The organism is Massilia eburnea, from assembly GCF_050709955.1.
In the GTDB taxonomy this organism is placed as follows: domain Bacteria; phylum Pseudomonadota; class Gammaproteobacteria; order Burkholderiales; family Burkholderiaceae_D; genus Rugamonas; species Rugamonas eburnea_A.
The window spans coordinates 108,949-131,269 of record NZ_JBNZFX010000030.1 but is presented as its reverse complement, the minus strand read 5'-3'; the positions used below and the strand labels follow the sequence as shown (position 1 = coordinate 131,269).

The 22,321-nt window shown below is 62.2% G+C and carries 25 protein-coding genes and 1 tRNA gene; 11 read left to right on the top strand and 15 right to left on the bottom strand.

Annotated features, from left to right (window positions below):
• Positions 1–264: 264 nt before the first annotated feature.
• Both ACQ4MM_RS16275 and ACQ4MM_RS16270 read left to right on the top strand, forming a co-directional pair.
• Positions 265–341, top strand: a tRNA-Met gene (locus tag ACQ4MM_RS16275).
• Between the two features lie 62 nt (positions 342–403).
• Positions 404–1,045, top strand: a complete 642-nt coding sequence (locus ACQ4MM_RS16270) for an energy transducer TonB (RefSeq protein WP_431478320.1) — start codon at positions 404–406, stop codon at positions 1,043–1,045.
• A gap of 7 nt (positions 1,046–1,052) precedes the next feature.
• Here ACQ4MM_RS16270 and ACQ4MM_RS16265 read toward each other — a convergent pair whose 3' ends face one another.
• The 6 genes from ACQ4MM_RS16265 to ACQ4MM_RS16240 form a co-directional block, all read right to left on the bottom strand.
• Positions 1,053–1,994 carry an acyl-CoA desaturase gene (locus ACQ4MM_RS16265; protein WP_431478319.1) on the bottom strand — a complete coding sequence of 314 codons (942 nt, stop codon included), beginning with the start codon at positions 1,992–1,994 and terminating at the stop codon, positions 1,053–1,055.
• Between the two features lie 287 nt (positions 1,995–2,281).
• The gene (locus tag ACQ4MM_RS16260; protein ID WP_431478318.1) at positions 2,282–3,118 is read right to left on the bottom strand and encodes a class I SAM-dependent methyltransferase; all 837 of its coding nucleotides are present in this window, start codon (positions 3,116–3,118) and stop codon (positions 2,282–2,284) included.
• 257 nt (positions 3,119–3,375) lie between these two features.
• Positions 3,376–3,699 (bottom strand): thioredoxin family protein, encoded by a 324-nt coding sequence (locus ACQ4MM_RS16255; RefSeq protein WP_431478463.1) that lies wholly within the window; start codon positions 3,697–3,699, stop codon positions 3,376–3,378.
• Positions 3,700–3,731: 32 nt separating this feature from the next.
• The gene (locus ACQ4MM_RS16250; protein ID WP_431478317.1) at positions 3,732–5,309 is read right to left on the bottom strand and encodes an aldehyde dehydrogenase (NADP(+)); all 1,578 of its coding nucleotides are present in this window, start codon (positions 5,307–5,309) and stop codon (positions 3,732–3,734) included.
• A 41-nt stretch (positions 5,310–5,350) separates the two neighbouring features.
• Positions 5,351–6,169 (bottom strand): ChaN family lipoprotein, encoded by an 819-nt coding sequence (locus ACQ4MM_RS16245; protein WP_431478316.1) that lies wholly within the window; start codon positions 6,167–6,169, stop codon positions 5,351–5,353.
• Positions 6,170–6,200: 31 nt separating this feature from the next.
• On the bottom strand, positions 6,201–7,040 hold the full coding sequence (locus ACQ4MM_RS16240) for an alpha/beta fold hydrolase (protein ID WP_431478315.1): 840 nt from the start codon (positions 7,038–7,040) through the stop codon (positions 6,201–6,203).
• 105 nt (positions 7,041–7,145) lie between these two features.
• On the opposite strand from ACQ4MM_RS16240, the gene ACQ4MM_RS16235 reads away from it, so the two are divergent.
• Positions 7,146–7,694 carry a CGNR zinc finger domain-containing protein gene (locus tag ACQ4MM_RS16235; RefSeq protein ID WP_431478314.1) on the top strand — a complete coding sequence of 183 codons (549 nt, stop codon included), beginning with the start codon at positions 7,146–7,148 and terminating at the stop codon, positions 7,692–7,694.
• On the opposite strand, the gene ACQ4MM_RS16230 is transcribed toward ACQ4MM_RS16235, so the two are convergent.
• Positions 7,691–8,590 (bottom strand): LysR substrate-binding domain-containing protein, encoded by a 900-nt coding sequence (locus ACQ4MM_RS16230; protein WP_431478313.1) that lies wholly within the window; start codon positions 8,588–8,590, stop codon positions 7,691–7,693. The genes ACQ4MM_RS16235 and ACQ4MM_RS16230 overlap by 4 nt on opposite strands.
• 101 nt (positions 8,591–8,691) lie before the next feature.
• On the opposite strand from ACQ4MM_RS16230, the gene ACQ4MM_RS16225 reads away from it, so the two are divergent.
• Genes ACQ4MM_RS16225 through ACQ4MM_RS16215 form a run of 3 tightly spaced genes read left to right on the top strand, consistent with a single transcriptional unit; the run spans position 8,692 to position 9,801 of the window.
• Positions 8,692–9,423: an SDR family NAD(P)-dependent oxidoreductase gene (locus ACQ4MM_RS16225; protein WP_431478312.1), complete on the top strand. Its 732-nt coding sequence runs from the start codon at positions 8,692–8,694 to the stop codon at positions 9,421–9,423.
• Positions 9,424–9,438: 15 nt separating this feature from the next.
• Positions 9,439–9,648, top strand: a complete 210-nt coding sequence (locus ACQ4MM_RS16220) for a tautomerase family protein (RefSeq protein ID WP_431478311.1) — start codon at positions 9,439–9,441, stop codon at positions 9,646–9,648.
• A 12-nt stretch (positions 9,649–9,660) separates the two neighbouring features.
• The gene (locus ACQ4MM_RS16215) at positions 9,661–9,801 is read left to right on the top strand and encodes a hypothetical protein (protein ID WP_431478310.1); all 141 of its coding nucleotides are present in this window, start codon (positions 9,661–9,663) and stop codon (positions 9,799–9,801) included.
• A 74-nt stretch (positions 9,802–9,875) separates the two neighbouring features.
• Here the strand turns inward: ACQ4MM_RS16215 and ACQ4MM_RS16210 are convergent, their stop codons facing one another.
• Both ACQ4MM_RS16210 and ACQ4MM_RS16205 read right to left on the bottom strand, forming a co-directional pair.
• The gene (locus ACQ4MM_RS16210; RefSeq protein ID WP_431478309.1) at positions 9,876–10,421 is read right to left on the bottom strand and encodes a DUF1697 domain-containing protein; all 546 of its coding nucleotides are present in this window, start codon (positions 10,419–10,421) and stop codon (positions 9,876–9,878) included.
• 53 nt (positions 10,422–10,474) lie between these two features.
• The gene (locus ACQ4MM_RS16205; protein ID WP_431478308.1) at positions 10,475–12,070 is read right to left on the bottom strand and encodes a sensor histidine kinase; all 1,596 of its coding nucleotides are present in this window, start codon (positions 12,068–12,070) and stop codon (positions 10,475–10,477) included.
• Between the two features lie 118 nt (positions 12,071–12,188).
• Between ACQ4MM_RS16205 and ACQ4MM_RS16200 the strand changes: the two genes are divergently transcribed.
• Positions 12,189–12,527 carry a hypothetical protein gene (locus tag ACQ4MM_RS16200; RefSeq protein ID WP_431478307.1) on the top strand — a complete coding sequence of 113 codons (339 nt, stop codon included), beginning with the start codon at positions 12,189–12,191 and terminating at the stop codon, positions 12,525–12,527.
• Positions 12,524–13,369 carry an HDOD domain-containing protein gene (locus ACQ4MM_RS16195; protein ID WP_431478306.1) on the top strand — a complete coding sequence of 282 codons (846 nt, stop codon included), beginning with the start codon at positions 12,524–12,526 and terminating at the stop codon, positions 13,367–13,369. Before ACQ4MM_RS16200 ends, ACQ4MM_RS16195 begins: the two co-directional genes overlap by 4 nt.
• A gap of 13 nt (positions 13,370–13,382) precedes the next feature.
• Here the strand turns inward: ACQ4MM_RS16195 and ACQ4MM_RS16190 are convergent, their stop codons facing one another.
• Complete coding sequence (locus ACQ4MM_RS16190; protein WP_055929479.1) at positions 13,383–13,727, bottom strand: hypothetical protein; 345 nt, start codon at positions 13,725–13,727, stop codon at positions 13,383–13,385.
• Between the two features lie 204 nt (positions 13,728–13,931).
• Entirely contained in the window at positions 13,932–14,234 is a 303-nt protein-coding gene (locus ACQ4MM_RS16185; protein WP_431478305.1) for a hypothetical protein, read from the bottom strand.
• 93 nt (positions 14,235–14,327) lie between these two features.
• Here ACQ4MM_RS16185 and miaB point away from each other — a divergent pair, with 93 nt between their 5' ends.
• Genes miaB through ybeY form a run of 3 tightly spaced genes read left to right on the top strand, consistent with a single transcriptional unit; the run spans position 14,328 to position 17,168 of the window.
• Positions 14,328–15,662 (top strand): tRNA (N6-isopentenyl adenosine(37)-C2)-methylthiotransferase MiaB, encoded by a 1,335-nt coding sequence (gene miaB / locus ACQ4MM_RS16180; protein WP_431478304.1) that lies wholly within the window; start codon positions 14,328–14,330, stop codon positions 15,660–15,662.
• The gene (locus tag ACQ4MM_RS16175) at positions 15,659–16,726 is read left to right on the top strand and encodes a PhoH family protein (protein ID WP_431478303.1); all 1,068 of its coding nucleotides are present in this window, start codon (positions 15,659–15,661) and stop codon (positions 16,724–16,726) included. The genes miaB and ACQ4MM_RS16175 overlap by 4 nt, the downstream gene beginning before the upstream one ends.
• Positions 16,710–17,168 (top strand): rRNA maturation RNase YbeY, encoded by a 459-nt coding sequence (gene ybeY / locus ACQ4MM_RS16170; protein WP_431478302.1) that lies wholly within the window; start codon positions 16,710–16,712, stop codon positions 17,166–17,168. Before ACQ4MM_RS16175 ends, ybeY begins: the two co-directional genes overlap by 17 nt.
• 25 nt (positions 17,169–17,193) lie before the next feature.
• Here ybeY and ACQ4MM_RS16165 read toward each other — a convergent pair whose 3' ends face one another.
• Genes ACQ4MM_RS16165 through ACQ4MM_RS16150 form a run of 4 tightly spaced genes read right to left on the bottom strand, consistent with a single transcriptional unit; the run spans position 17,194 to position 22,308 of the window.
• Positions 17,194–17,664: a hypothetical protein gene (locus ACQ4MM_RS16165; RefSeq protein WP_431478301.1), complete on the bottom strand. Its 471-nt coding sequence runs from the start codon at positions 17,662–17,664 to the stop codon at positions 17,194–17,196.
• A 31-nt stretch (positions 17,665–17,695) separates the two neighbouring features.
• The gene (locus tag ACQ4MM_RS16160) at positions 17,696–19,051 is read right to left on the bottom strand and encodes a CDP-glycerol glycerophosphotransferase family protein (protein WP_431478300.1); all 1,356 of its coding nucleotides are present in this window, start codon (positions 19,049–19,051) and stop codon (positions 17,696–17,698) included.
• A 12-nt stretch (positions 19,052–19,063) separates the two neighbouring features.
• The gene (locus ACQ4MM_RS16155) at positions 19,064–19,687 is read right to left on the bottom strand and encodes a LysE family translocator (protein WP_431478299.1); all 624 of its coding nucleotides are present in this window, start codon (positions 19,685–19,687) and stop codon (positions 19,064–19,066) included.
• Positions 19,684–22,308 carry a YidC/Oxa1 family membrane protein insertase gene (locus tag ACQ4MM_RS16150; RefSeq protein WP_431478298.1) on the bottom strand — a complete coding sequence of 875 codons (2,625 nt, stop codon included), beginning with the start codon at positions 22,306–22,308 and terminating at the stop codon, positions 19,684–19,686. The genes ACQ4MM_RS16155 and ACQ4MM_RS16150 overlap by 4 nt, the downstream gene beginning before the upstream one ends.
• Positions 22,309–22,321 lie beyond the last annotated feature (13 nt).

Sequence of the window (22,321 nt, the reverse complement as noted above, 5' to 3'; positions counted from 1 at the left end):
ACCAAACTTTCCCATCTCCAATCAATATCAATTTATCAGTTGTTATTGCGTAGACGCATGAGGGCGATGTCCTCTTTTCGATGGGCGCAAAAACCCATCAATAGCCGGGCAAAGCAGGGCATTTGTCACGTTTCGTTAGGGAATCATCTTGCGAGTGCAAGAATTAGCGCATGCGAACATGCCAAACCGCAGCGGGCGTTTAGCCGCCTGCGAAATCGCCAGTGGTTGACAGCGCAGGGAAAACCCCGCATAATGCGGGGCTCCGGTGATATAGCTCAGTTGGTTAGAGCATAGCATTCATAATGCTAGGGTCGGTGGTTCAAGTCCACCTATCACCACCAAGATTAATCAAGAGAGCCTGATCCGGAAACGGTTCAGGCTTTTTTGTTTCGCCCTCCAGATCATGAAGAAGATCGTTTCGCTCGCCACGTTTTCCGTGGCCTGCATTTTGCCTATGCACTCGCAAGCCAGCGAGCAAATCAATGGGATCGAGGTCTCCGAAGCACCGATCGCAGTTGCGGAATACTGCCCGAGCGAATGGCGAAAATCATCAGTATTGAATCGCGAGGAAGGAGTAGTGTCTTTGCTGGTCCTGGTCGATGCAGATGGTTCCGCCGCCGATGTCACGCTGCACGAGACCAGCGGATTCCGCGATCTCGACAAGGCAAGCGCCGAAGCAGTTCGCAAGTGCCGATTTGTCCCCGCAAAGAAAGATGGACTGGCGGTTAAAACGTGGTTTCGGCTCAGCCATCATTGGAAGGCTGGCGCATTTGCCTCCCCTATTACCAACCGCCCGCCATGCGAACCTCCGGCTTGGCCTCGTGAAGCCTTGATCAACAACCAGCAAGGCTCAGTAACCCTGCGATTCATGGTCGAAGTCAACGGGGAAATTTCCGCATATGAGATTGTTCGCTCCAGCGGTTATCCCGTATTGGATACCGCCGCCGGTGCGGGCATTGCCAAATGCTGGTTCCGGCCCAAGTCCGAGGACGGCAAGCCGATCAAGGGTTGGCAGCAAATGGAATATCGCTGGGTATTGAACTAGGAAAGTATCACCACCAAAGGCTGACCAGGAATGGCCTGAACCGGCAACGGTCCAGGCCATTCTTGTTTTCAATCCGGTCCGGCAACCGCAAATCCCTAACCAGTCCAAAGTGCTCCAGTGTCCGCAAGACCCACCAGCCAGGATCCCATTCCCCGTCCGCCAGCCCTAGCCTCGCCGAATGCGGGAAGGCGTGGTGATTGTTATGCCAGCTCTCGCCCATGGTCAGCAGGGAAGTCCAGCGGATGTTACGGCCCTGAACTGCGGCGCCGTCCACCTCATATGACATGTCACCGTGGTTATGGGCGAAATAGCCGATCAGCCAATGGCCAGTCACCCCGGCGACGATGCGGGCGCATACGCCCCAGTACACAAAGGCCCATCCCCCCCATAAATAGAACAGCACTGCCAGCGGCAATTGCTGCAGCATCCATGTCCGTTCCAGAAACCGGTAGAACGCGTCTCCGGCAATACGCTGCTCAATGTGGATCGCTGGCGGGTTGTCCAGCAACAGGTCGCAATGTAACTGCCACCAGGCGTCGCGCCAGAATCCCGCGCCATGCCGCAAATACGGGTGGCAATCGGACCGGCGCTGGGCGTAATCGCGCAACTCGTGCTGGCGCAGCAAGCCAATCGGTCCGGCCAGGCCCACTTGCACGCCGATCCAGACCAGCAGGTACTCCAGCCATTTGGGGCACGCAAAGCTGTTATGAATCAGTTTGCGATGGCTTCCCAGCGAATGCCCGAACAGCAGCACAAAAGCCGTGGCGGCGGCGAACAGCGCCATAGCCGGCCACTGTGGATACGCAAGCGCGCCATATACCGCACCGCCCCACATCGCTGCCAGCCAGAGCGACTTCGCTGGCGAATAACGAACCTGGCCGGCGCAAACCTCCGCCAAGTCCGCGCTTGCGACGCGATGATTCCTGATGACGTTACGAATTTTTCTCATGCTGGCCTCCCTTTTTTGCCACGGCCATTGCCTGCGACCCGTACAGGTAAGCAAGGAGTTGGCGGCGCGGTTTCGACGCGGGCGCCTCGAACACCTTATCGAGCTCCATGATTTAACAATTAACTAATTCGTTAATAGTTAAGTCGATTTTGGGGTCAATGTCAAGCAGCCAATAAACTCAGGGGAATTGCCGCGCCGCTGCCGGTTCAGATGCCGGCGACCTGGCCGCAGGCGTCGCGCAGCTCGCCCGCGTCGTCAGGAAGCTCGACGCCGGCGTTTCGTTGCCGTCACTCCATGTCGCCCTTTTTCCTGGTAACGAAAACTTCAAGATATTCACCATCTATTCCCAGGCTTCTGTCCCTGATGATGTAAGTAGTCGTCGTGGAGCCCGACCAGGAGTTCATTAGCTCTTCAAAGTCATCTCCATAGTCCCACGTCACCAGCGCCTTCCCGTCGCCAACCGGGTTGCCGTGGTAGCTTTCCTCCAGCAGATATTCGATTTGATTGCCTTGCAACCGTGCTCGCGGATAGCTCTTGCGGAGACCCTTGTGCTTGGGGGCAGTAAATACATGCACTCCACCAGGTTTAAGGACTCGGGTTATCTCGCTGGCCGCGCGAGCTGGATCGAATATGTGCTCAAAGACATCCTGGGTAATGAAGATATCGAACGTATGATCCGGGAACGTAAGCGATTCCAGGTTTTCACACCGCACCCCGTTAAAAAACGTCCCTTCGGCGACCCCCTCGAAGTATTGCGAGGACGAATAAGACGCGCAGTACCGTGAAATCAGTTCGTTCGATGGCGAGGACTCGTGCACGTTCTTTTCTTCCCACCCCTGGAAATAGGTATCGAGCACATGCTGGATATGGCGTTGCCGAGGAATAGAGAAACAGTTGGAGCACAAATACTGATCCCGCAACCAAGATCCCTTGATTTCAAATACAGTTTGCTGTCTGCAACAGTGACAATATCCGGGATTCATTACCCCGGACAGTTCGGGAACTGACCTGCCTCGCTCCACAGAAAATTGCGCAACTTCTTGCCTTAGTCGATCACGCTCGATCACTATCGGGCCAAAAACAGGTGATCGCAAGGCTATTGATTTGAGAATTTTTGGATACACTCAGCGCCCCATAGAATCTGAAAGTCAATTACCGCCGCAGGACATCCTCCCGACAGGGGAAAGGATGAGATGGCGCTAGGATCAAATTGCAAAATTGGGGCACCGGACAAGCTGCCCATATGACGCTCGGGAATTACATGGCCAACTCGTTAATAATTATGTAATTCCAGGTGCCGTGTCAAGTACAACACTTGAACAAGTACCACGGTCGGGTGGGAGCTTCCTGGACTGCGCCGCAGTCCGTAGATGGCAGCGTTTCAGGCGCCAGCGATCCGGCCAAAGCCTTCTCGCAGCTCGTCAGCGTCTTCAGGCCGGACGACGCGCGCCACTTCCTTGCCATCTTTCAGGAAGATCACGGTCGGCCATAGTTTGACGCGGAAGGCACGACCCAGCACTCGGCCCGGACCGTCTTCCACCTTGAAATGAGGGATGTTGGCGTACTCGCGGTATGCCTCGGCGATTGCGGACTGGGCGCCGCGGCAATAGCCGCACCAGTTGGTGCCGAATTCCAGCACCGCAGGTCCGGTGAGCGCATCAATGTCAGCCCGGGTGGGCTGCTCAGTCTTGTACACAGTTTCCATCATGCGGCCCACCTTAACATGATCCAGCGGGCTTATGCGCCCGGCTGGATCTTGCCATCAACCACGCGCGGCACGTTTTGCGGATTGCTGCTGGCCAGGGTCGACGGCAGCGCCCATTCCGGCGCATCCTGGTAGCACACCGGGCGCAGGAAGCGGTCGATGGCGGTCGCGCCGACCGAGGTGCTGCGTGGATCGGAAGTCGACGGGAACGGGCCGCCATGCACCATGGCGTGCGCTACTTCGACGCCGGTCGGGAAGCCGTTGAACAAGATGCGGCCTGCCTTGCGCTCCAGCGTTGGCAGCAGGCCTGCGGCGATCTCGCGGTCGTCGGCGGTGGCGTGTACGGTGGAGGTCAACTGGCCTTCCACATGTTCCGCGATGCGGCGCAGGTCAGCGGCGTCGCGGCAGCGCACCAGCACTGAACTAGGGCCGAAGTTCTCGTCTTCCAGCGCCGGCGTGGACAGGAAAGTGTCGACGTCGGTGCTGTACAGGTGCGGTTGCGCCGCGCAGGCGGTGCTGCCCGCGCCGCCTTGTGCCAGCAGTTCCACCTTGTCCAGCGAGGACAGTTTGCCAACGCCGGCTTGGTATGACTTGTGGATGCCTGGGGTCAGCATGGTGGTCGATGGCTTGGCTTGCACCGCAGCCGCTGCCGCAGCGGAAAATTCGTCCAGTTCGGGGCCTTCCAGGCCGATCAGCAGGCCCGGGTTGGTGCAGAACTGGCCGGAGCCCATGGTCAGCGAATCGGCAAAGCCTTGTGCGATGCGCGCAGCGCCGGCTTTCAGCGCGCCCGGCAGCAGGAACACTGGATTGATCGATGCCATTTCGGCGTACACCGGGATCGGCTCCTTGCGGGCCTGGGCGATACGCACCAGTGCCAGGCCGCCGCCGCGCGAGCCGGTGAAACCGACTGCCTTGATGGCCGGGTGCGCCACCAGGTCGCCGCCGACCTGCACGTCGCCGATCACCAGCGAGAACACGCCTTCATGCAGGCCGCAGTCGGCCACGGCTTTCTGGATCGCCTTGCCCACCAGTTCGGAAGTGCCTAAATGCGCAGGATGCGCCTTGACGACCACCGGGCAACCGGCGGCCAGTGCCGATGCGGTATCGCCGCCGGCCACCGAGAACGCCAGCGGGAAGTTGGAAGCGCCGAATACGGCGACCGGGCCGACGCCGATCTTGCGCATGCGCAGGTCCGAGCGTGGCGGCACACGTTCCGGCAAGGCGGAGTCCAGCGTCGCGCCCAGGAACAGGCCATCGCGCACAACCTTGGCAAACAGGCGCAGCTGGTTGACGGTGCGGCCACGTTCACCTTCCAGGCGGGCCTGCGGCAGGCCGGATTCCTGCATGGCGCGCTCGATCAGTTGCGGGCCGATGTCGAGGATGTTCTGCGCGACCTGCTCCAGGAATTGGGCACGCTTTTCCAGCGTGGTTTCGCGGTAGGAGTCGAATGCTTGCACCGCCAGCTCACAGGCGCGCTGCAGGTCGGCCGGCGTAGCCATGCCAAATGCTGGCTCGATTTCGATATTGCGGGCCGGGTCGGTAGCCTTCATCTGGCCTGCGCTGCCTTTGACGGCGGCTTTTCCGATCAACATTTCACCTGCGATCTGCATGCTTTGCTCCTTGATTTATTGGGGTCGGCAGGGCCGAAAGTTTACTTGAATTTGGCGCACGGGTCTGTGCGCTTTTGCGCAGCAACCTTGCGGATTTCGTCATAGCTGCCCTGCAGTCCATCAGGCTCGATAAAGCCGACAGTGCGGAGATTCAGCTTGGGTTCAATCGCATTCAGCCAACGCGGCACGCCGATGTCCTTGCGCACATGGCCGTTGCCGGCGATGAGGACCACGTCGCGCGGCTGCTGCTGGCGGATCAGCTTGGCCATCCAGATATCGCGCGCCACCTGGGCGTTGACCATGCCGGGCAACAGCATGTCCGGCGCCATATTGCAATGGCCTTCCTGGATCGCCTTTTCCTGGCCGCGGCGCAGGTCCGAAGGCAGGGGGTCTTTCAGCTTGTAGGCGGCAACGGTGGCGGCATCGAAACTGGAGGCGACGCCGTCACGCACCACTTTCGACGCATCGCTGCGCGACAGGTTGACGGCCACCAGCGGCAGGTGGTTGCTCAGCGCGAGCTGGATGATCGGGTGGTAAAGCTGCCAGTCCCACCCTTTCTTGCTCATGACGTTGATCAGGCAGGAAGCGTCGAGGCAGCCCTTCTGCGCTTCGTCCAGCAAGCCTTGCGATTCGCGGTCGAACTGCTCCATCGCGATGACGGGACGCCAACCCGCCTCCACCCGCTGGCGCAAGTCGTCGAAGCGCAGCTTGTGGCCTTCCTTGTTGTCGTGCACCTCGCCGAGCAAGAGCACTTGCGGGTTGGAGGCGGTGGTGGGTGCCGTGTAGGTAACGGTTTGTTTGCTGCTGCAGCCGGCCAAAGCCAGGCCGGCCAGCAGCAGTGCGATGGTGTATGGCTTCATCGATGCGTGGTCAGGCTTTCCTCGAAAGCGTCTAGTCTAACAGGGCATGGATGGCTTTGCCGATCACCTCGGCGTGGGTCTCCAGCGCGAAATGGCCGGTGTCGAGCAATTGCACGATGGCCTTCGGGTTATCGCGGCGATAGGCTTCGGCGCCCGGTGGAGTGAAGAACGGGTCGTTTTTGCCCCAGATCGCCAGCGTCGGCACCTGAGCCTGGCGGAAGAACTCCTGGAACACCGGGTACAGCTCGAGGTTTTTGCGATAGTCGTAGAACAGTTCGAGCTGGATGTCGATATTGCCAGGGCGCGCCATCAGGGCCGCATCGAGGGTGTAGGACTCGGGCGCCACGCTGGCCGGATCGGCGACACCGTGGGTGTATTGCCATTTGGTCGCCTCCGGCGTCAGGAAGCCGCGCATCACGTTGGTGTTTTCTTCGTTCGGGTCAGCCCAGTGTTTGCGCATTGGACTCCAGCCATCGCTCAAGCCTTCCAGGTAGGCATTGCCGTTCTGGGAAATCAGGGCGGTAATGCGTTCCGGTTTGGCGGCTGCCAGCCGCAGCCCCACCGGAGCGCCGTAGTCGAACACGTACAGCGCGAACTGATCCAGCCTGATGGCCTGCAGGAAGGCTTCCATGGTGCGGGCCAGGTTGTCGAAGGTGTATTCGTAGTTGCGTTCCGCTGGCACCTCGGTGAAGCCGAAGCCTGGCAGGTCGGGGGCGATGACGCGGTATTTGGTCGCCAGCAACGGGATCAGGTTGCGGAACATGTGGGAACTGGTGGGGAAACCGTGCATCAGGAGGATAACCGGCGCATCCGGGGCGCCTGCTTCGCGGTAGAAGATGTTGACGCCGTCGGCCTGGATGGTACGGTTCATAATTAACCTCTTAAAGTTAGTTTTAATGGTTACCAGATTACTCCGACTGCGTAACTTGTCAAGCATTATTTTGATGGTTACAATGAAAATCAGGAGGATAGGAAAATGATCGAGTTTTATGGCGACCATCCCGCGCTGGATTTGATGAATACCGTCGTGCAGGGTGAGGAAACCTGGCATGACGATGCCGGCGTCATGGCATGGCTGGCGGCGGCCGGGCAGATCGCGGCGCAGCAAGGTGCCCCCGGCATGCCGGGCGAGCTGCTGGCGGCGGCACGCGCCTTGCGCGAGACAATCCGCGCCGCCGTGGCAGCGCGCAAAGCCGGCAAGCGCGTTGACGTCGGCGCGCTGAACGCGGCGCTGGCCCACGCCGAGCGCCATATGGTGCTGGTGGAAGAAAGTGGGGGCGGATTGTCGATGCAGGCCCGTTACGCTGCCCGCACGCCGCAACAGCTAATGGCGCCGTTGGCGGAGGCGGCGGCACACTTGCTGGCCACCGTCGACTTCAAACTGGTGCGCAAATGCGAGGACCACGCCTGCACGCTGTGGTTCCTGGACCGTACCAAGTCGCACCGCCGCCGCTGGTGCAGCATGGCGCTCTGCGGCAACCGCAACAAGGTCGCGGCCTTCCGCCAGCGCCAGCAGGAAGGCTAGCGCAGCAGGAAGTCGACAAAGCTGCGCACCCGCAGCGACAAATGGCGCGCATGCGGGTAGATCAGGTAGAAGGGACGCGCGCAGCCGCCGTGCTGCGGCAGCAGTTCGACCAGCGCCCCGCTAGCCAATTCGCGCTCCACCGCAAAGCGATAGGTCTGCGCGATACCGCCGCCATGCAGGGCCAGCGTGCCCATACCGAGAAAGTCTTCCGCACACACGATCGCATCGCTGCCCGCCAGTTCAAGCTCCGCGCCGTCGCGCATGAACTGCCAGGGGATCAGCCGCCCTGTGCTGGGCAGCGCAAACTGGATGCAGTCATGCTGGGCCAGCTCCTCCAGTGATTTCGGCTTGCCGCGCCGCTTCAGGTAAGCAGGCGCTGCGACCAGCACCAGCGCGGCATCCTCCAGTTTGCGCGCGATCAGGGTCGAATCCTGCGGCGCGCGCCCGCGCACCGCCAGGTCATAACCCTCCTCCGCGAAATCGATATTGCGGTTGCTGATGTGAACTTCCACCTGCACCTCCGGAAACTGCAGGCGGAATCCCGCTATGCGTTCCAGCAAACGGTAATGCGCATATGGCGTCGGCACGCTGATACGCAGCTTGCCGGATGGCGCGGCCTGCTGGCCTGTCACTTCGCGTTCGGCTTCCACCAGCTGCGACAGCGCTTGCCTGCACTGCTCGAAGTACACCCTGCCGCCATCGGTCATGCGGATCTGACGCGTGGTGCGCACGAACAGGCGCACCCCGAGGCGCTCCTCCAGCCGCGAGATCGAACGGCTGACCGCCGCCGGCGTCACGCCAGCCACCGCCGCTGCGGCGGTGAAACTGCCCTGTTCCCCCGCCAGCACGAACAGCTCGATGCTACCCAATTGCATATCCTCGAAATGGCGCTGCATTCATTACCCCGTGTATCAAGTCAATTGCCGAAAGTCATATTTATCTACCCCAACGTCATAAGTATAGTGGACTCACCGTAACCCAACTCAAGGAGTTTCAAATGACTAAGACAGCAATCATCACCGGCGCTTCCAGCGGCCTCGGTTTTGCCATCGCCAAGGCCTACCTGGCGCGCGGCTACAACGTGGTCGGCAACGCCCGCACCATGGACCGCCTGCAAACCGCGGCTGCGCAACTGGGCAACCCGGCCAACTTCCTGGCGGTGGCCGGCGATATCGCCTCCCCTGCCACCGCCAAGGATCTGTTCGAGCAGGCCGCCGCACGGTTCGGCAAGGTCGACATCCTGGTGAATAACGCCGGCATCTTCATTGCCAAGCCGACCGTCGACTACACCGAAGCGGAAACCGACGCCCTGGTGGCGACCAACCTGAAGGGCTTCCTGTTCCCGGCGCAGGAAGCAGTGCGCCATATGGAGGCCAACGGCGGCGGCCATATCGTCAACATCACCGCCAGCCTGGGCGTGACGCCCGCCAAGGCGACGGCCCTGCTGCCGGTGCTGATCAAGGGCGGCCTGAACATGGCGACCCGTGCCCTGGCGCTGGAGGTGGCAAGCAAGAACATCAAGGTGAATGCGGTGGCGCCGGGCATCATCAGCACCCCGCTGCATAGCCAGGATGCCGGCACCCAGGAATTCCTGAAAGGCTTGGTGCCGACCCACAAGATGGGCACGGCCGAAGACATCGCCGACGCGGTGCTCTACCTGACCGATTCGACCTTCATCTCCGGCCATGTGCTGACCGTCGACGACGGCGCCGCAGCCGGCAACTGGTAGTCAAAGGAGTACGACATGCCCTACGTGAACATCAAAGTCACCCGCGAACAAGGCGGCCCGACCAAGGAACAGAAGAAGGAACTGATCGTCCGCACCACCCGCATGCTGCAGGAGGTGCTGGACAAGGACCCGGCCACCACCTTCGTCATCATCGACGAAGTGGAGACCGATAGCTGGGGAGTGGGATATGAATCGGTGACCGAGCGCCGGGCGCGCCAGTCATAAGCCGCAAACGCTGTGGATATTGCTGAATGCGACACCACCGACAATGGCGCGGCCAATGCAACTGACCTTCTGCCAGCCATTGTCGGCCACAGCAAAGCCGCCGATTACCAGGGCCAGGACCACGGCACCGAGGATCACGGCACCTCTTATTGAATCGCTAATCTTCATTGTGCGTCTGACAAAATCATCGATAAGCGATTTTAGACGCTCAGTGCGCCAGCCGACAACTAATTATTTGCCATCGCGTGCAATTTGCTGATGGTGTTCCAGTTGCGCGAGGTAACCGCGTCGCCCAGCGCCTTGCCCATCGCGGCGGCAGCGCGGCTGCTCAGCACCCCGTCCGGGCACCAGATGTAGGCGGCATGCCGGCCCAGCGCAAACGCTTCCGGCTGCCAGCTTTGGCGCGCCAGCGGTTCCAGCTTCCCGCGGTCTTCATCAGGTTTGTTGAGCACAGCCACCACCAGGCGCGAATGATCGTTCGACACATTCTGCAGGCTGTTTTCCTTGACGATCTCGGCCAGCTGGGCTGCCTCGATCACGGTAACTTTGGCCGGCACGCCGAGTTTCAACACCAGCGCTTCCTCGATGCGCAGTGCGCTGTCGGCGGCATCCGTGCTGCTGCAATCGAACACGACGTTGCCGCTGTTGAGCAGCGTGCGCACGTCGCTATAACCCATATCGCTGAGTACCTTGCGCAAGTCGGCCATCGCAATGCGTTTTGCGCGTCCGACATTAATACCGCGCAGCAAGGCTATCAGGCGCTGCTTATCCATAACATTCCTCCCTGCATGGCTTCAGTATGCGGCAGATGCCGCATCGGCGGCGCTCAGCTCACGGACGGAGCATGCAGTGGGGCATCGGGATGCTTGTCCTCGTTCTCTTCGCCCGGCGTCACGCGCGGAATGCGCAACACGAAGCTGGCGCCTTTGCCCTGCGTGCTCGAGACCGAAATGGTGCCGCCGAACTGCTTGACGATCAGGTTGAAGACAATGTTCAGGCCAAGGCCGGTGCCGCCCTGCCCGCGCCGGGTGGTGACGAAGGGGTCGAACACCTTGTCCAGCATATCGGGGGCAATACCCTTGCCGTTGTCGACCACCTGCATTTCAATGATCTCGCCTTCGGGGATCACGTTGATATCGATATTGCCTGCACCCTCGGGCTCGAAGGCGTGTTCGACGCAGTTCAGCGTAAGGTTGGTGATGACCTGGGCCAGCGCGCCGGGGTAGCTGTCCAGCACGATGTCGTCGGGGCAGTTGATTGCGACCACGATGCGGGTCTTCTTCAGCTTGGGCTGCAGGCTGGACACCACTTCGCCGATATATTCTTTCAGCTCGAAGCGGCGGCGCGCTTCGCTGACCTGGTCGACCGCGATCTGCTTGAAGCTGTGGATCAGGTGCGCCGCGCGGTAGGCATTGTTCATGATCAGGCGCGCGCTTTCGCCGGCCGTGTCGATGTACTTCTGGATTTCCGATTTCCTCACCTGGCCGGCCTTCATCGACTGGTCGACGGCGGTGGTGGCATCCATCAGCACCGAGGCGCTGGTCAGCGCGATGCCGACCGGCGTATTGATTTCATGCGCCACCCCGGCCACCAGCGAGCCCAGCGACGCCAGGCGTTCGGCCTGCAGCAGCGATTCCTGGGTGCGCCGCAGGTCGTCCAGCGCCTGCGCCGTTTCCTGCGCCGAGCGGCGTGCCAGGTCCTCCGCTTCGCGGGTGCGCTTGATGATCGATTTCACCTTGCGCTGGATGGCGTTGAAACCGCGGATCACATCGCCCAATTCATCGCTGCGTTTTTCCGGCAGCTCCTCCACTTCATCGGAACCGCGCGTCGCCAGCTCGAACAAGCCGTCGCGCAGCTTCTTCAACGGATCGAACACGATGCGCAGCGAGAGCGCCAGCGCCACCACCAGGATCAGGTCCAGTGTCAGTACTTCCACCACCTTGCGCCGCACTTCGGCGGCCAGCGTGGCATCGATCTGGGCGCGGCTGAAATTGACCACCACGCGGCCCACGATCACCGGCTTCAAGGCACTGCCGGCGGCGCCGGCATCGCGGTATGCCAGGTCGGCCACCACCGGCGCTCCCGGCACGGTGGTTTCCGATTCGATCGGGGCGATGCTGCCGTCGTCCTTGCGGCGCTTGCCGGAGAACAGGCCGACCGAGGTGTCATAGACGCGGATCGCGACCAGTTCCGGCGGCAGCATCTCGGCTGCCACGATATTGTCGACCTTGGCCTTGTCGAGGTCCCACAGGGCAGATGGCAGGCTGGTCTGCAAACGGGTCAGCACCCCTTCGCGCAGGCGCTGGTTGGCCACTTCCAGTTCATGGCCCAGGCTGTACTGCGCGTAAGTACCGGAAATGCCCAGCACAACGGTGACGATCACCACGAACAGTGCGGTCAGCCGGCCTTGGATACCAAACATTCACTCCCTCCCCGAATTCCCACCAATGTAAGGGATGGAGTGTTGCTTGGCAAGATTTTAAGGATGATGGCTTTCCATCACTGAGGTAAGATTTGCTTTGCATACAATGGAGAACAAAATGACGGGCACATACCGCCACCTGCCCCTCGCTAAAGTCGAGCCTGGCATGGTGCTTTCAGACGAACTGCTGGACACCCATGGCCAGGTCCTGCTGCCGGCAGGCGCCGTGCTGACCGAGCGCATGCTGGAGCGCTTGCTGGACCACGGCATCGAGTCGCTGGCCGTGGTGGACGACAGCCCGCCCGACCCGGCGCAGAGCGCCGCCGAGCGCGAAGCCCAGCTGGCGCGCATCGGCGTATTGTTCCGCCGCCACGACCCGGCCAATGCTGAGGATTGGGCAGCCAATGTGCTGCGCACCCTGGTCACCGAATTCCGCGTCGGCAAGGAGGGAGCATGAGCGAACAGCTCAGTTACGACGATGTGGTGAAAAACCTGGACGACCTGCCGTCGCTGCCTGCCGTGGTGATGGAGTTGCTCAACAGCGTGGACCAGGAAGAAATCGATATCGCGGTGCTGGCCAAGAAGGTGTCGCATGACCAGGCCCTGACCGCCAAGACGCTGCGCCTTGCCAACTCTTCGCTGTTTGGGCTGCAGGTCAAGGTGACCACGATCCAGCAAGCGATCACCTTCCTCGGTTTCCAGAGCACGCGCAACCTGATTACGGCCGCGGCCGTTACCGGCTGCTTCGCCGGCAAGACCTGCCCCGGCTTCGAGCACCATATGTTCTGGCGCCACTCGATCGCCACCGCGGCTTGCGCCAAGGTGCTGGCGCGCCACGTGCGCTTCAACCAGGATTACGCTTTCACGGCAGGCCTGCTGCACGATATCGGCCGCCTGGTGCTGGTATCGACCTTCCCCGACTTGTATGCGGAAGTGATCGCCTACCAGAAGGAGACTGACTGCTTTACGCTGGAAGCGGAACGCGCCGTGCTCGGCATCGACCATGTCGAAGCCGGACTGGCGTTGGCGGAACACTGGAATTTTTCGGATACGATGCGGCTGGCGATTGCCGGACATCATGAACCAGGAACGCCGGGAGCCGGCTTCCTGGCTGCCATCGTGCACGTGGCCGACGCGTTGGTGCACGCGCTGGACCTGGTGCGGAAACCGGACGACCTGGTGCCGCCCGTTTCCCCGATTGCCTGGAAAGCGCTCAACCTGAGCGAAGACACTTTCCTGCACCTGTTCCGCGAAACGGAACTGCAATATGAAGAAATTGCCTTGGTGCTGATGGCTTGAAACGCCGCCGCGCTTAGTGCGCGCTGGCCTGCGGCATGCCGCCCTGGGTCGACGCGCCGACTGGCTTGTCTTCCGGTTTCGGCCGGCCTTGCGCATCCGACAGGCGGTACTTGGTGCGGCGGTCGCCCATCAAGTCACGCAATTCGCGGATGCTCATGCCTGTCACTTCATGCATGCGGATCAGCAGTGAAGCGCCGACCGGCAAACGGTGGTGACGGATTTTACTGATTACGGGTGGTGCGACTTCCAGCATGCGCGAGAGCGCCGCGTCGTTCTTCAATTGCATTTTGCCGAGCAGGATGTCGAGCAGGTGATTCGGGTTGTAGCTTTCCTGCGAAGCGAGAGCGTGGTGTGCCATGGTAATCCTCTCTTGACAGTGAGTGTTGAGGAAAGGGCCTTGCAGTCTTGCTAAATTCTCATGCTGCTCTGCGAAGCGAACCTTGTTCAACATCAAGACTTGGCAATGATTTGCCGAAAATCTTGACAACAATGCCATTTCAACACAGTCACTATTCCTGTGTCGCACGAAAGAACCACACGGAAATTGTTTTACGCGGATATTTCAAGCTGTAACGGAAATAATGCTGCCTGGAGCCGGGGTGCCAGGGGTGGGGCGGTTGGCCTGGGCATTCTGGGCCAACAAGTCCTGCCGGGTCAGGAAGTCTTGCAGCGCAACTGACTGCGATTGCTCGAGGGCACGGGTTTCCTCGCGGCGAGTACTGATTTGCTCGCTCCGCGCGGCCTGCTGTTCACGGATGCGCTGCTCTTCCTGCTGCAACTGGCGCTGTTCCGCCAGGCGGCGCTCGGCAGCGGCATTGTTGACCTGAAAATTCTGGGTGGTCGGTCCTATTCCATTGATAGCCATGACTTAGCTCCGCAGAAAATTGCTTTTTTAACTCTAGGCCCCGCCAGGCCTGATTTCAAGGACCAAGTGGCGATTTACGGTAAACTTGTGGGTATGCAGAAAAAAGTATTCATTAAAACCTTCGGCTGCCAGATGAACGAGTACGACTCGGACAAGATGGCCGACCTGCTCGGCGCGTCCGAAGGACTGGTACGCACCGAATCCCCGGAAGACGCCGACGTGATCCTCCTGAACACCTGCTCGGTGCGCGAAAAGGCGCAGGAAAAGGTGTTTTCGGACCTGGGCACCTTCAAGAAACTCAAGCAAGCCAAGCCTGAACTGGTGATCGGCGTGGGCGGCTGCGTCGCCTCGCAGGAGGGCGAAGCCATCGTCAAGCGCGCGCCGCTGGTGGACCTGGTGTTTGGCCCGCAAACCCTGCACCGCCTGCCCAGGATGATCGAACTGCGCCGCCAGTCCGGCAAGCCGCAGATCGACATCAGCTTCCCCGAGATCGAGAAGTTCGACCACCTGCCGCCGGCACGCGTGGAAGGAGCGTTCGCCTATGTTTCGATCATGGAAGGCTGCTCCAAGTACTGCTCCTATTGCGTGGTGCCCTACACCCGCGGCGAGGAAGTGTCGCGCCGCTTTGAAGACGTGCTGACCGAAGTGGCCGGCCTGGCGGCGCAGGGCGTGAAGGAAGTCATGCTGCTCGGCCAGAACGTGAATGCCTTCCGCGGCGAAACTGCCGACGGCAGCCTCGCCGATTTCGCCATGCTGATCGAATACGTGGCCGAAATCCCGGGCATTGAACGCATCCGCTTCGTCACCAGCCATCCAAAGGAATTCACGCAGCGCCTGGTCGACTGCTACGCGAAGATCCCGCAACTGGCTGACCAGCTCTACCTGCCGGCGCAGCATGGCTCGGACAAGATCCTGGGCGCCATGAAGCGCGGCTACACAGCGCTGGAATACAAATCCATCATCCGCAAGGTGCGCGCGGTGCGTCCGAACGTGGTGATTTCGTCCGACTTCATCGTTGGCTTCCCCGGCGAGACCGATCAGGATTTCGAAGCGATGGTCAAGCTGGTGCAGGACGTCGACTTCGACAACAGCTTCAGCTTCATCTTCAGCAAGCGCCCCGGCACCCCGGCCGCCAGCCTGGCCGACGACACTCCGGCCGAAGTCAAGTCGGCCCGCCTGCAGCGCCTGCAAGCCCTGTTCGATGAAAACACCAAGCGCCACAGCGCTGCCATGGTTGGCATGACCATGCAGGTGCTGGTGGAAGGTTCCTCCAAGCGCGGCGGCAATGAAATGCAAGGCCGCGCCAGCAATACCCGCACCGTCCACTTCGACGGCGGCGCCAACGCGCAAGCCCTGGTTGGCCAGATGGTCAACGTGCGCATCACCGAAAGCCTTGATTACTCCCTGCGCGGAGAAGCGATACTTTGAAAACAAAAACCCCGGTGCAACCGCACTACTTCGTTCCAGAACCACTGGACAACACGCGTCTGGCTCATTTGTGCGGCCCGCTCGATGAAAACCTGCGCCAGATTTCGGCGGCACTGGACGTGACCATCTTCCGCCGCGGCGAGAAATTCATCGTCAGCGGCAGCAACGCCGAACGCGCTGTCGCCATCCTGCAGCGCTTCTATGAAGTGGCCGACAAGGTGGTGCCGGTAGAGGAGGTGCAGCTCGCGCTGGTGGAACAGCGCGCCAGCGAGGCACCGGACGATTTCGCGCCGACAGGCGAAGAACCGCCTTTCTACGAGCCAGACATCACCAGCCCGGTGCTGAAGACGCGCCGCAACGACCTGCGCGGCCGCACGCCGCACCAGATCCGCTACTTGCGCAACATCCTCGACCACGACATCAGCTTCGGCGTCGGTCCGGCCGGCACCGGCAAGACTTACCTGGCCGTGGCCTGCGCCGTCGATGCGCTGGAGCGCGACGCCGTCAAGCGCATCATCCTGACCCGCCCTGCGGTGGAGGCGGGCGAGCGCCTGGGCTTCCTGCCGGGCGACCTGGCGCAGAAAGTCGACCCGTACCTGCGCCCGCTGTACGACGCGCTGTACGACCTGCTCGGTTTCGACCGCACCCAGAAGATGTTCGAGAAACAGGTGATCGAAATCGCGCCGCTGGCCTATATGCGCGGCCGCACGCTGAACCACGCCTTTGTCATCCTGGACGAGGCGCAGAACACCACCGTCGAACAGATGAAAATGTTCCTGACCCGTATCGGTTTTGGCAGCAAGGCCGTGGTGACGGGCGACGTGACCCAGATCGACCTGGCCAAGCACCAGAAGTCCGGCCTGGTCGACGCCATGCACGTGCTGCGCAATGTGCGCGGCATCGCCTTCAGCCAGTTCTCCAGCGCCGACGTGGTGCGCCATCCTCTGGTGGCGCGCATTGTCGACGCCTATGAAAACGCGCAGGAAGCCAGCGCCGAACTGGCGCCCCTGCTGCAAACCGTGAAACCTGCCGTGAAAGCTGTGCGCAATGCCCGAAAAAAATAAGCTGGCCCTGTCCGTCCAATACGCCGACCCGCGCCTGCAGCAAGAAATCACCCGCCCGATGATCCGCAAATGGGTCAAGGCGGCCTTGTTCGCGCCGGCCGAACTGACCATCCGCTTCGTCGATGCGGAAGAAGGCCAGGAACTGAACCGCGACTACCGCGGCAAGGACTACGCCACCAATGTGCTGACCTTCGCCTACAACGAAGGCGAGGAGGTGGCCGAAGATGAACCGACCCGCGCCGACATCATCCTGTGCACCGACGTGCTGCAGCGCGAGGCGGCCGAGCAGAAGAAAACCGTGGAAGAACATACCGCCCACCTGATCGTGCACGGCGTGCTGCACGCCCAGGGCTACGACCACGAGGACGACGAGGAAGCCGCCGAGATGGAAGGCATCGAAACCGACATCGTCACCGGCCTCGGTTACGCCGCCCCGTACTGATCGTCCGACCCGCGCCGGCCGGGATTCAGGCGTCCCCGAGTGCCAGCAGCGCTGCGTTGTACCAGGCATGGGCTGCGAACAGGATCACCCCACACTTTGCCTGCAAGACCGCCCTGCCCTGGCGCACCGCGCACACGGCGCCGGCCGACAGCATCAACGCCATCGGAAGCGAGGCGAGCGCGCCCATGCCCCGCAGTGCCACGTGGCTGGCGATGAACGCGACAGCCACGATGCCGGTGCAATGCAGCACGCCCTGGCCGCCAACTGGGCGGCATGGCGACAGCAGGCGCCCCACCAGCGCTGCGGCAAGCATCAGCTGCAGCGTCTCCAGCAGCGGCCCCACCAGCACCAGTTGCGGCAGCGCCTGCGCCGCAAGCGGCGCTGCCGGGCGCGCCGACCAGCGTTCCAGAGGCAGCACCAGGCGCGCCGCCAGCCATGCCAGGGACCATGGAAGCGCCAGCAGTAAAACGGCTCCCGGCATGAGCCGGCGCGCCATGCCTGTTGCTGTGACCATATAGTGAAGACGCCTAAGCCGGCGCTCCTGCCGCCGGAAGGTCCCCGATCAGGGTGTCCGGCTGCGGCTGCAGGTCCGCCAGCTTGGCGATCAGTTCAACCGCGGGTCCGCTCGCATGCCCGAAGTTGCATACATACTCGCTGCGCAGGCGCCGTATCTGCTCGGCCCGCCCCTGGCTGCCGATTTCCTGTGCGATGATGTCCTGCAACGAGGGCAGGTCATCCATGCCGATGCGCCGCCCCAGCAATTCCAGGCTGCCGATCTCCCATGGTTCGAACGGCAGGTCCATCGCTTCGAAGCCGCGCTTGTCGACCTCGAAATCCAGCGTCAGCACCGGACGCCCGGTCAGGAACGCAAAGTCAAACACAATGCCGGAGATATCGGACACCAGGATGTCCGAGACGGCCATCGCGTCCACCGCATCGTCGCTCAGGTCCCAGCGGCAGTTATGCAGGGATGCGCTGTCCTGCCGCAGCTGTTGCAGCAGCTCCGGCTCGGAGCGCGCGCTTTGCGGGTGTGGCCGCACGGTCACCTGGGTTCCGCCCTGCGCCAGTTCGCGGATCAGGCGGCTGCCAAAACGGGCCAGCAGGCCATTCTTGCCCCACGTCGGTGCCAGCAGCACGCGCAACGGCCGGTACCGGGCGCAGGCCGCCGCCGCACTGGCACGCGCCTGCGCCACCGCGTAACGGGCCGCCAGGCCGTCATAATAGATGCAGCCGATGTGGAACAAGTCCTTGCGTTTGCGGCCGCGCAGCGACTCCAGTTCGCGCATCACGCGCTCCTGGTGCGGCCCGTTCAGCAGCACCGAATCGAAGAAGTCGAACGAGTAGGGACGGTTGAACGACTTGTCGGTCGGCGAATGCACGATATGCATGTAGTGCTGCACCTGCCGCGAACGGCGGATCTGCAAGACATCCAGTCCCGGCGTCGTCATGCAGACCAGGCGGGCGCGCAAGGTGCGCAGCCGGGCCCATGCCATCGGGCCGCTGCCAATGCATTCCGTCTGCAGCAGGCCATGCTCGCCCTGCAGGCCCAGCGCCAGCAGCGGATCGGCCGCGTCGCTGCTCAGGTACAGGCATGGCAGGCCGCGCCGCGCCATCTGCTGCAGCAGCGGCAGGAAAGTCCCCTGGTACTGCTTGCCTTCGCTGTAAAACACCACGGCATGCTCGGCCTCGCGCGCCGCCCGCAACGCGGCGCGCGAGGCCGGCGACAACAGCAGGCCGGCGCGCGTCCTGGCGCGGTACAGCAAGTCCTTGACCACGAAATATGCGGTGCTGACGATGCCGACGATGACTGAGAACAGCAGGCTGCCGGTGCCCGGGTCCAGGTACAGCAAGGCCGACGCGGTTTGATTGGTGAAATTGAACATGGCAGGTCCCGATCAGAGCTTCAGCGTCAGCATGGTGACGCCGAACGCAAAAAACACCAGCGCACTGAGGCGCGACAAGGCGCGCGCGGTGCGCGCCTGGCTGAGCCAGTTCCTGGCGCGCGCCGCCAGCCCCGCGTACAGGGCGTGGATCACGATCAGCACCAGGCAGTAGGTGGCGATGGCCAGGACCAGCGGCATCTGCTGCTGCGCCGAGCCGGCGGCGCCGGCCACCTGCGGCAGCACGGACAGGAAGAACAGCAGCGATTTCGGATTGCTGGTCTGAAGCAAGGCGCCGCGCACCAGGCGGCTGCGCTGGCTATCCGCCGGCGCCGCCGCGCTGGCGCCGAGCGGCGTGGGCGCGCGATGCCAGGTCTTGTATGCCAGGTAGAACAGGTAGCTGACACCGCTGTATTTCAACAGCATGAACAGGGTCGGCGAGGAACGGATCAGCAGCCCGATGCCGGCCGACGACAGTCCCGCCATCACCGCGGCACCGATCGCCAGCCCGAACACGCCATGCATGGCGGCGCGCCAGCCGCCGGCGATGGCATTGTCGAGCGTCATCAGCACACCGGGGCCCGGGCTGGACACCGTAAAAATCACCATGACGACAAAAATCCAGTAAGTATTGTTCATTGTTTTTCCTTGACAGTCAGCGCCAGCCTGGCCGCCTGGGGCGGCGGCGCCGACGCCAGCCGCTGCTCCGGCACCATGTTCCAGCTGGCCTGCAGATGTACCGGGCCATTGTTCTGGTGCACGGCATCGATCACATATTGGTTCACGGTTTGCCCGGCCGGTTGCCACGGCGTCTCGTACAGCGTGACCGGTCCCGCCAGCGGGCTGTAGCGGATCAGCTTGCCGCTCGCCTTGTCCAGGCAGCCGCCGATCGTGTCGCAGATCAGGCCGGCCACCTTGAAGTTGGCGATATAGCGTTCATCGCGCTCCAGTTCACCCTTGCTGTTGAAATCCTTCACCATCAGGAACGCTTGGTACATCGAGAACGTTTGCTGGCCCTCGATGCCGTCCATCAGCGGGTTGTCGGAAACCCAGCCATGGTCCGAGGCAAACACCACGTAGCTATTGTCAAGAATGCCCTGCGCCCGCATCCAGTCCATGAACTGGCCAACGCCGCGCAACACGCAGCGGTGGGTTTCAAAGATCTTCTGCGTTTCCTGGTCGGCAAAGCGCGGCGCGGCGCGGCGCGCGGCACTGCCCTGCACACCGCTCGGCAGGCAGTCCTGGTCCAGCAGGAAGGTGGCGCGCGGCGTTTCGTTGGTGATGAAGTTGAAGGTCGGCCGCTCGGCATCAACGCTCGACAAGGACGGCAGCGCGGCCAGGCTGAAGTAATTATTGAGGTACTTGTCCATGCGCTTTTTCCAGGCGAAGGACAGCGACAGCCACTTGCCGTTGTCATACACCGCATTCTTCAGCGAGTGCGGCGCCACGCGGAACGCGGTCAGCGCCAGGTACTGCTGCGCCAGGCCGAAGAAGAACTCCGGCTTGCGCTGCGCCGTGACGGCCCGCTTGCGCGCCTCGACGCCGCGCCCGATGGAATGGATGCAGCGGCCCTTGCCGGCGCCGGCATACTGGGCATTGAACAATTCGCAGTCGCCGGAACGCACCAGTCCAAACCAGAACGGGTCGGCATACTGCACCGCGTAGCCCTTGGCGTGGAAGTTGTCGACGTAAAGCCGGTACGCATCGCTGACCTTTTCCTGCAGCGTGCCAGCGGCGCGGGCATTGATGCCGCCCACCGTGTAATCCTCGCCGCCGAACACCGACGGCAGGCCGTTGATGGTGCGGTTGCCGGAGGAGATGGTATTCGGATACCACTTGAAGCCGCGCAACTGCTGCGCCAGTTGCGGCTCGTCCTCCAGGATGGCCGGCAGGTAGCCGCTCATGGCGCCATCGAGAAACACCAGCAGCACGTTCGGCTGCGTCCTGGAATACTGGAACAGCTTGGCGCCCTCGGGCAAGGCGGCGGCCATGTTCTTGCGGATGCGCATGTCCAGCGACATCAGGCTGAGGGCGCTGCTCGCCACGCCGGCCAGCAGCATGACCGCCATGCTGTGGCGCATCACAGCCGGCCGGCGCAGCGCCACCCATAACGCCAGGGTTGCGATCGCCGCCAGCAGGAAGATGTCCAGCGCGGCCTTGCCGAGGGTCGGCGCCAGCGCTTGCGGCGTGAAGAAGGTAAAGTTGTCCATCATGCCGGCGTCAGGCTGCTGGACGAAGGCAAACGCCAGCGCCAGCAGCATGCTGCAGAACATCGCATACGTGCTCCAGGCGCGCAGCGCCGGGCCGGCCAGGCGGTACCACAGCACACAGGCAAGCCCGAACAGCAGCGCCGCCGCCAGGCTGCCCATGATGAAGAAGGCGCTGTAGCCGGCCAGGCCGTCGACATTGTCTTCCAGGCTGGTAAAGCCGATCGGCAAGGCCACGGCCAGCAGGACGAACAGGCTGGCGCAGGCCAGGCTGTAGCTGGACGCCAGCGTGCCGCCCAAGCTGTCGAGCAGGCGCTGCGTGCGGCCGCGGCGCCAGCTGGCGCGCAACTGCGCCAGCAGTGCGCGCGGGTGCGACGGCGCCGGCGGCGCAGCCGGCATCCGGCGCGCGTACCAGGCGCTCTTGAACACCGACAGCAGGTTGTTGAAGGTCCAGTACAGCACCAGGCCGCTGGGCGAGTCGTACAGCAGCGCCAGGAACACCAGCGCCACCGCCACACCCTGCAGCCAGTCGGAGCGCGACAACTGGCGTGCATAGATCTGCAAGGCATACAGGTTGAGCGCCGTCATCAGCAGCGGCAGCAGGTTGGCCCCGCCCAGCAGGCGGTCCGGCCGCGCCAGGTCCGGCAGGAACAGCCAGCTGGCGCCCTGCAACGGCACATAGTGCGACAGCAGGCCGAAAGCGGCAATGAAGAACGGCACCTGGATTGCCAGCGGCGCCAGCGCACGCAGCGCGTACACCGGATGGTAGCGGTGCAGCCGGTACAGCTGGCGCAGCATCATGTGCCGTTCCAGGCCCTGGAACACGGCGGTAAATTCCGCGATCTTGGGCCGCATGCGCTGCTGTACCGCGCGCTCCCGGCCCTGCAGCCATTCCGCCCAGTGATAGGCGGGAACCAGCAGCAGGTTGAACGAAACGCTCAGGATCAACAGCGCGACGCCGTAACTGCCGCTCATCGCATACGCCAACTCCAGCACCGACAGCAAAGCCCAGCGTATGGGCTCGATCAGCGCGGCATTCAATAAATCCAACATCAGTCAGTCCCGG

Coding starts and splice junctions, on each gene's coding strand:
- ACQ4MM_RS16205 (WP_431478308.1), bottom strand. CDS start 12,070: ATGTTTGGTATCCAAGGCCGGCTGACCGCACTGTTCGTGGTGATCGTC.
- ACQ4MM_RS16155 (WP_431478299.1), bottom strand. CDS start 19,687: ATGAACAATACTTACTGGATTTTTGTCGTCATGGTGATTTTTACGGTG.
- ACQ4MM_RS16195 (WP_431478306.1), top strand. CDS start 12,524: ATGAGCGAACAGCTCAGTTACGACGATGTGGTGAAAAACCTGGACGAC.
- ACQ4MM_RS16190 (WP_055929479.1), bottom strand. CDS start 13,727: ATGGCACACCACGCTCTCGCTTCGCAGGAAAGCTACAACCCGAATCAC.
- ACQ4MM_RS16255 (WP_431478463.1), bottom strand. CDS start 3,699: ATGGAAACTGTGTACAAGACTGAGCAGCCCACCCGGGCTGACATTGAT.
- miaB (WP_431478304.1), top strand. CDS start 14,328: ATGCAGAAAAAAGTATTCATTAAAACCTTCGGCTGCCAGATGAACGAG.
- ACQ4MM_RS16265 (WP_431478319.1), bottom strand. CDS start 1,994: ATGAGAAAAATTCGTAACGTCATCAGGAATCATCGCGTCGCAAGCGCG.
- ACQ4MM_RS16185 (WP_431478305.1), bottom strand. CDS start 14,234: ATGGCTATCAATGGAATAGGACCGACCACCCAGAATTTTCAGGTCAAC.
- ACQ4MM_RS16225 (WP_431478312.1), top strand. CDS start 8,692: ATGACTAAGACAGCAATCATCACCGGCGCTTCCAGCGGCCTCGGTTTT.
- ACQ4MM_RS16235 (WP_431478314.1), top strand. CDS start 7,146: ATGATCGAGTTTTATGGCGACCATCCCGCGCTGGATTTGATGAATACC.
- ACQ4MM_RS16160 (WP_431478300.1), bottom strand. CDS start 19,051: ATGTTCAATTTCACCAATCAAACCGCGTCGGCCTTGCTGTACCTGGAC.
- ACQ4MM_RS16200 (WP_431478307.1), top strand. CDS start 12,189: ATGACGGGCACATACCGCCACCTGCCCCTCGCTAAAGTCGAGCCTGGC.
- ACQ4MM_RS16230 (WP_431478313.1), bottom strand. CDS start 8,590: ATGCAGCGCCATTTCGAGGATATGCAATTGGGTAGCATCGAGCTGTTC.
- ACQ4MM_RS16245 (WP_431478316.1), bottom strand. CDS start 6,169: ATGAAGCCATACACCATCGCACTGCTGCTGGCCGGCCTGGCTTTGGCC.
- ACQ4MM_RS16150 (WP_431478298.1), bottom strand. CDS start 22,308: ATGTTGGATTTATTGAATGCCGCGCTGATCGAGCCCATACGCTGGGCT.
- ACQ4MM_RS16240 (WP_431478315.1), bottom strand. CDS start 7,040: ATGAACCGTACCATCCAGGCCGACGGCGTCAACATCTTCTACCGCGAA.
- ACQ4MM_RS16210 (WP_431478309.1), bottom strand. CDS start 10,421: ATGGATAAGCAGCGCCTGATAGCCTTGCTGCGCGGTATTAATGTCGGA.
- ybeY (WP_431478302.1), top strand. CDS start 16,710: ATGCCCGAAAAAAATAAGCTGGCCCTGTCCGTCCAATACGCCGACCCG.
- ACQ4MM_RS16250 (WP_431478317.1), bottom strand. CDS start 5,309: ATGCAGATCGCAGGTGAAATGTTGATCGGAAAAGCCGCCGTCAAAGGC.
- ACQ4MM_RS16270 (WP_431478320.1), top strand. CDS start 404: ATGAAGAAGATCGTTTCGCTCGCCACGTTTTCCGTGGCCTGCATTTTG.
- ACQ4MM_RS16165 (WP_431478301.1), bottom strand. CDS start 17,664: ATGGCGCGCCGGCTCATGCCGGGAGCCGTTTTACTGCTGGCGCTTCCA.
- ACQ4MM_RS16220 (WP_431478311.1), top strand. CDS start 9,439: ATGCCCTACGTGAACATCAAAGTCACCCGCGAACAAGGCGGCCCGACC.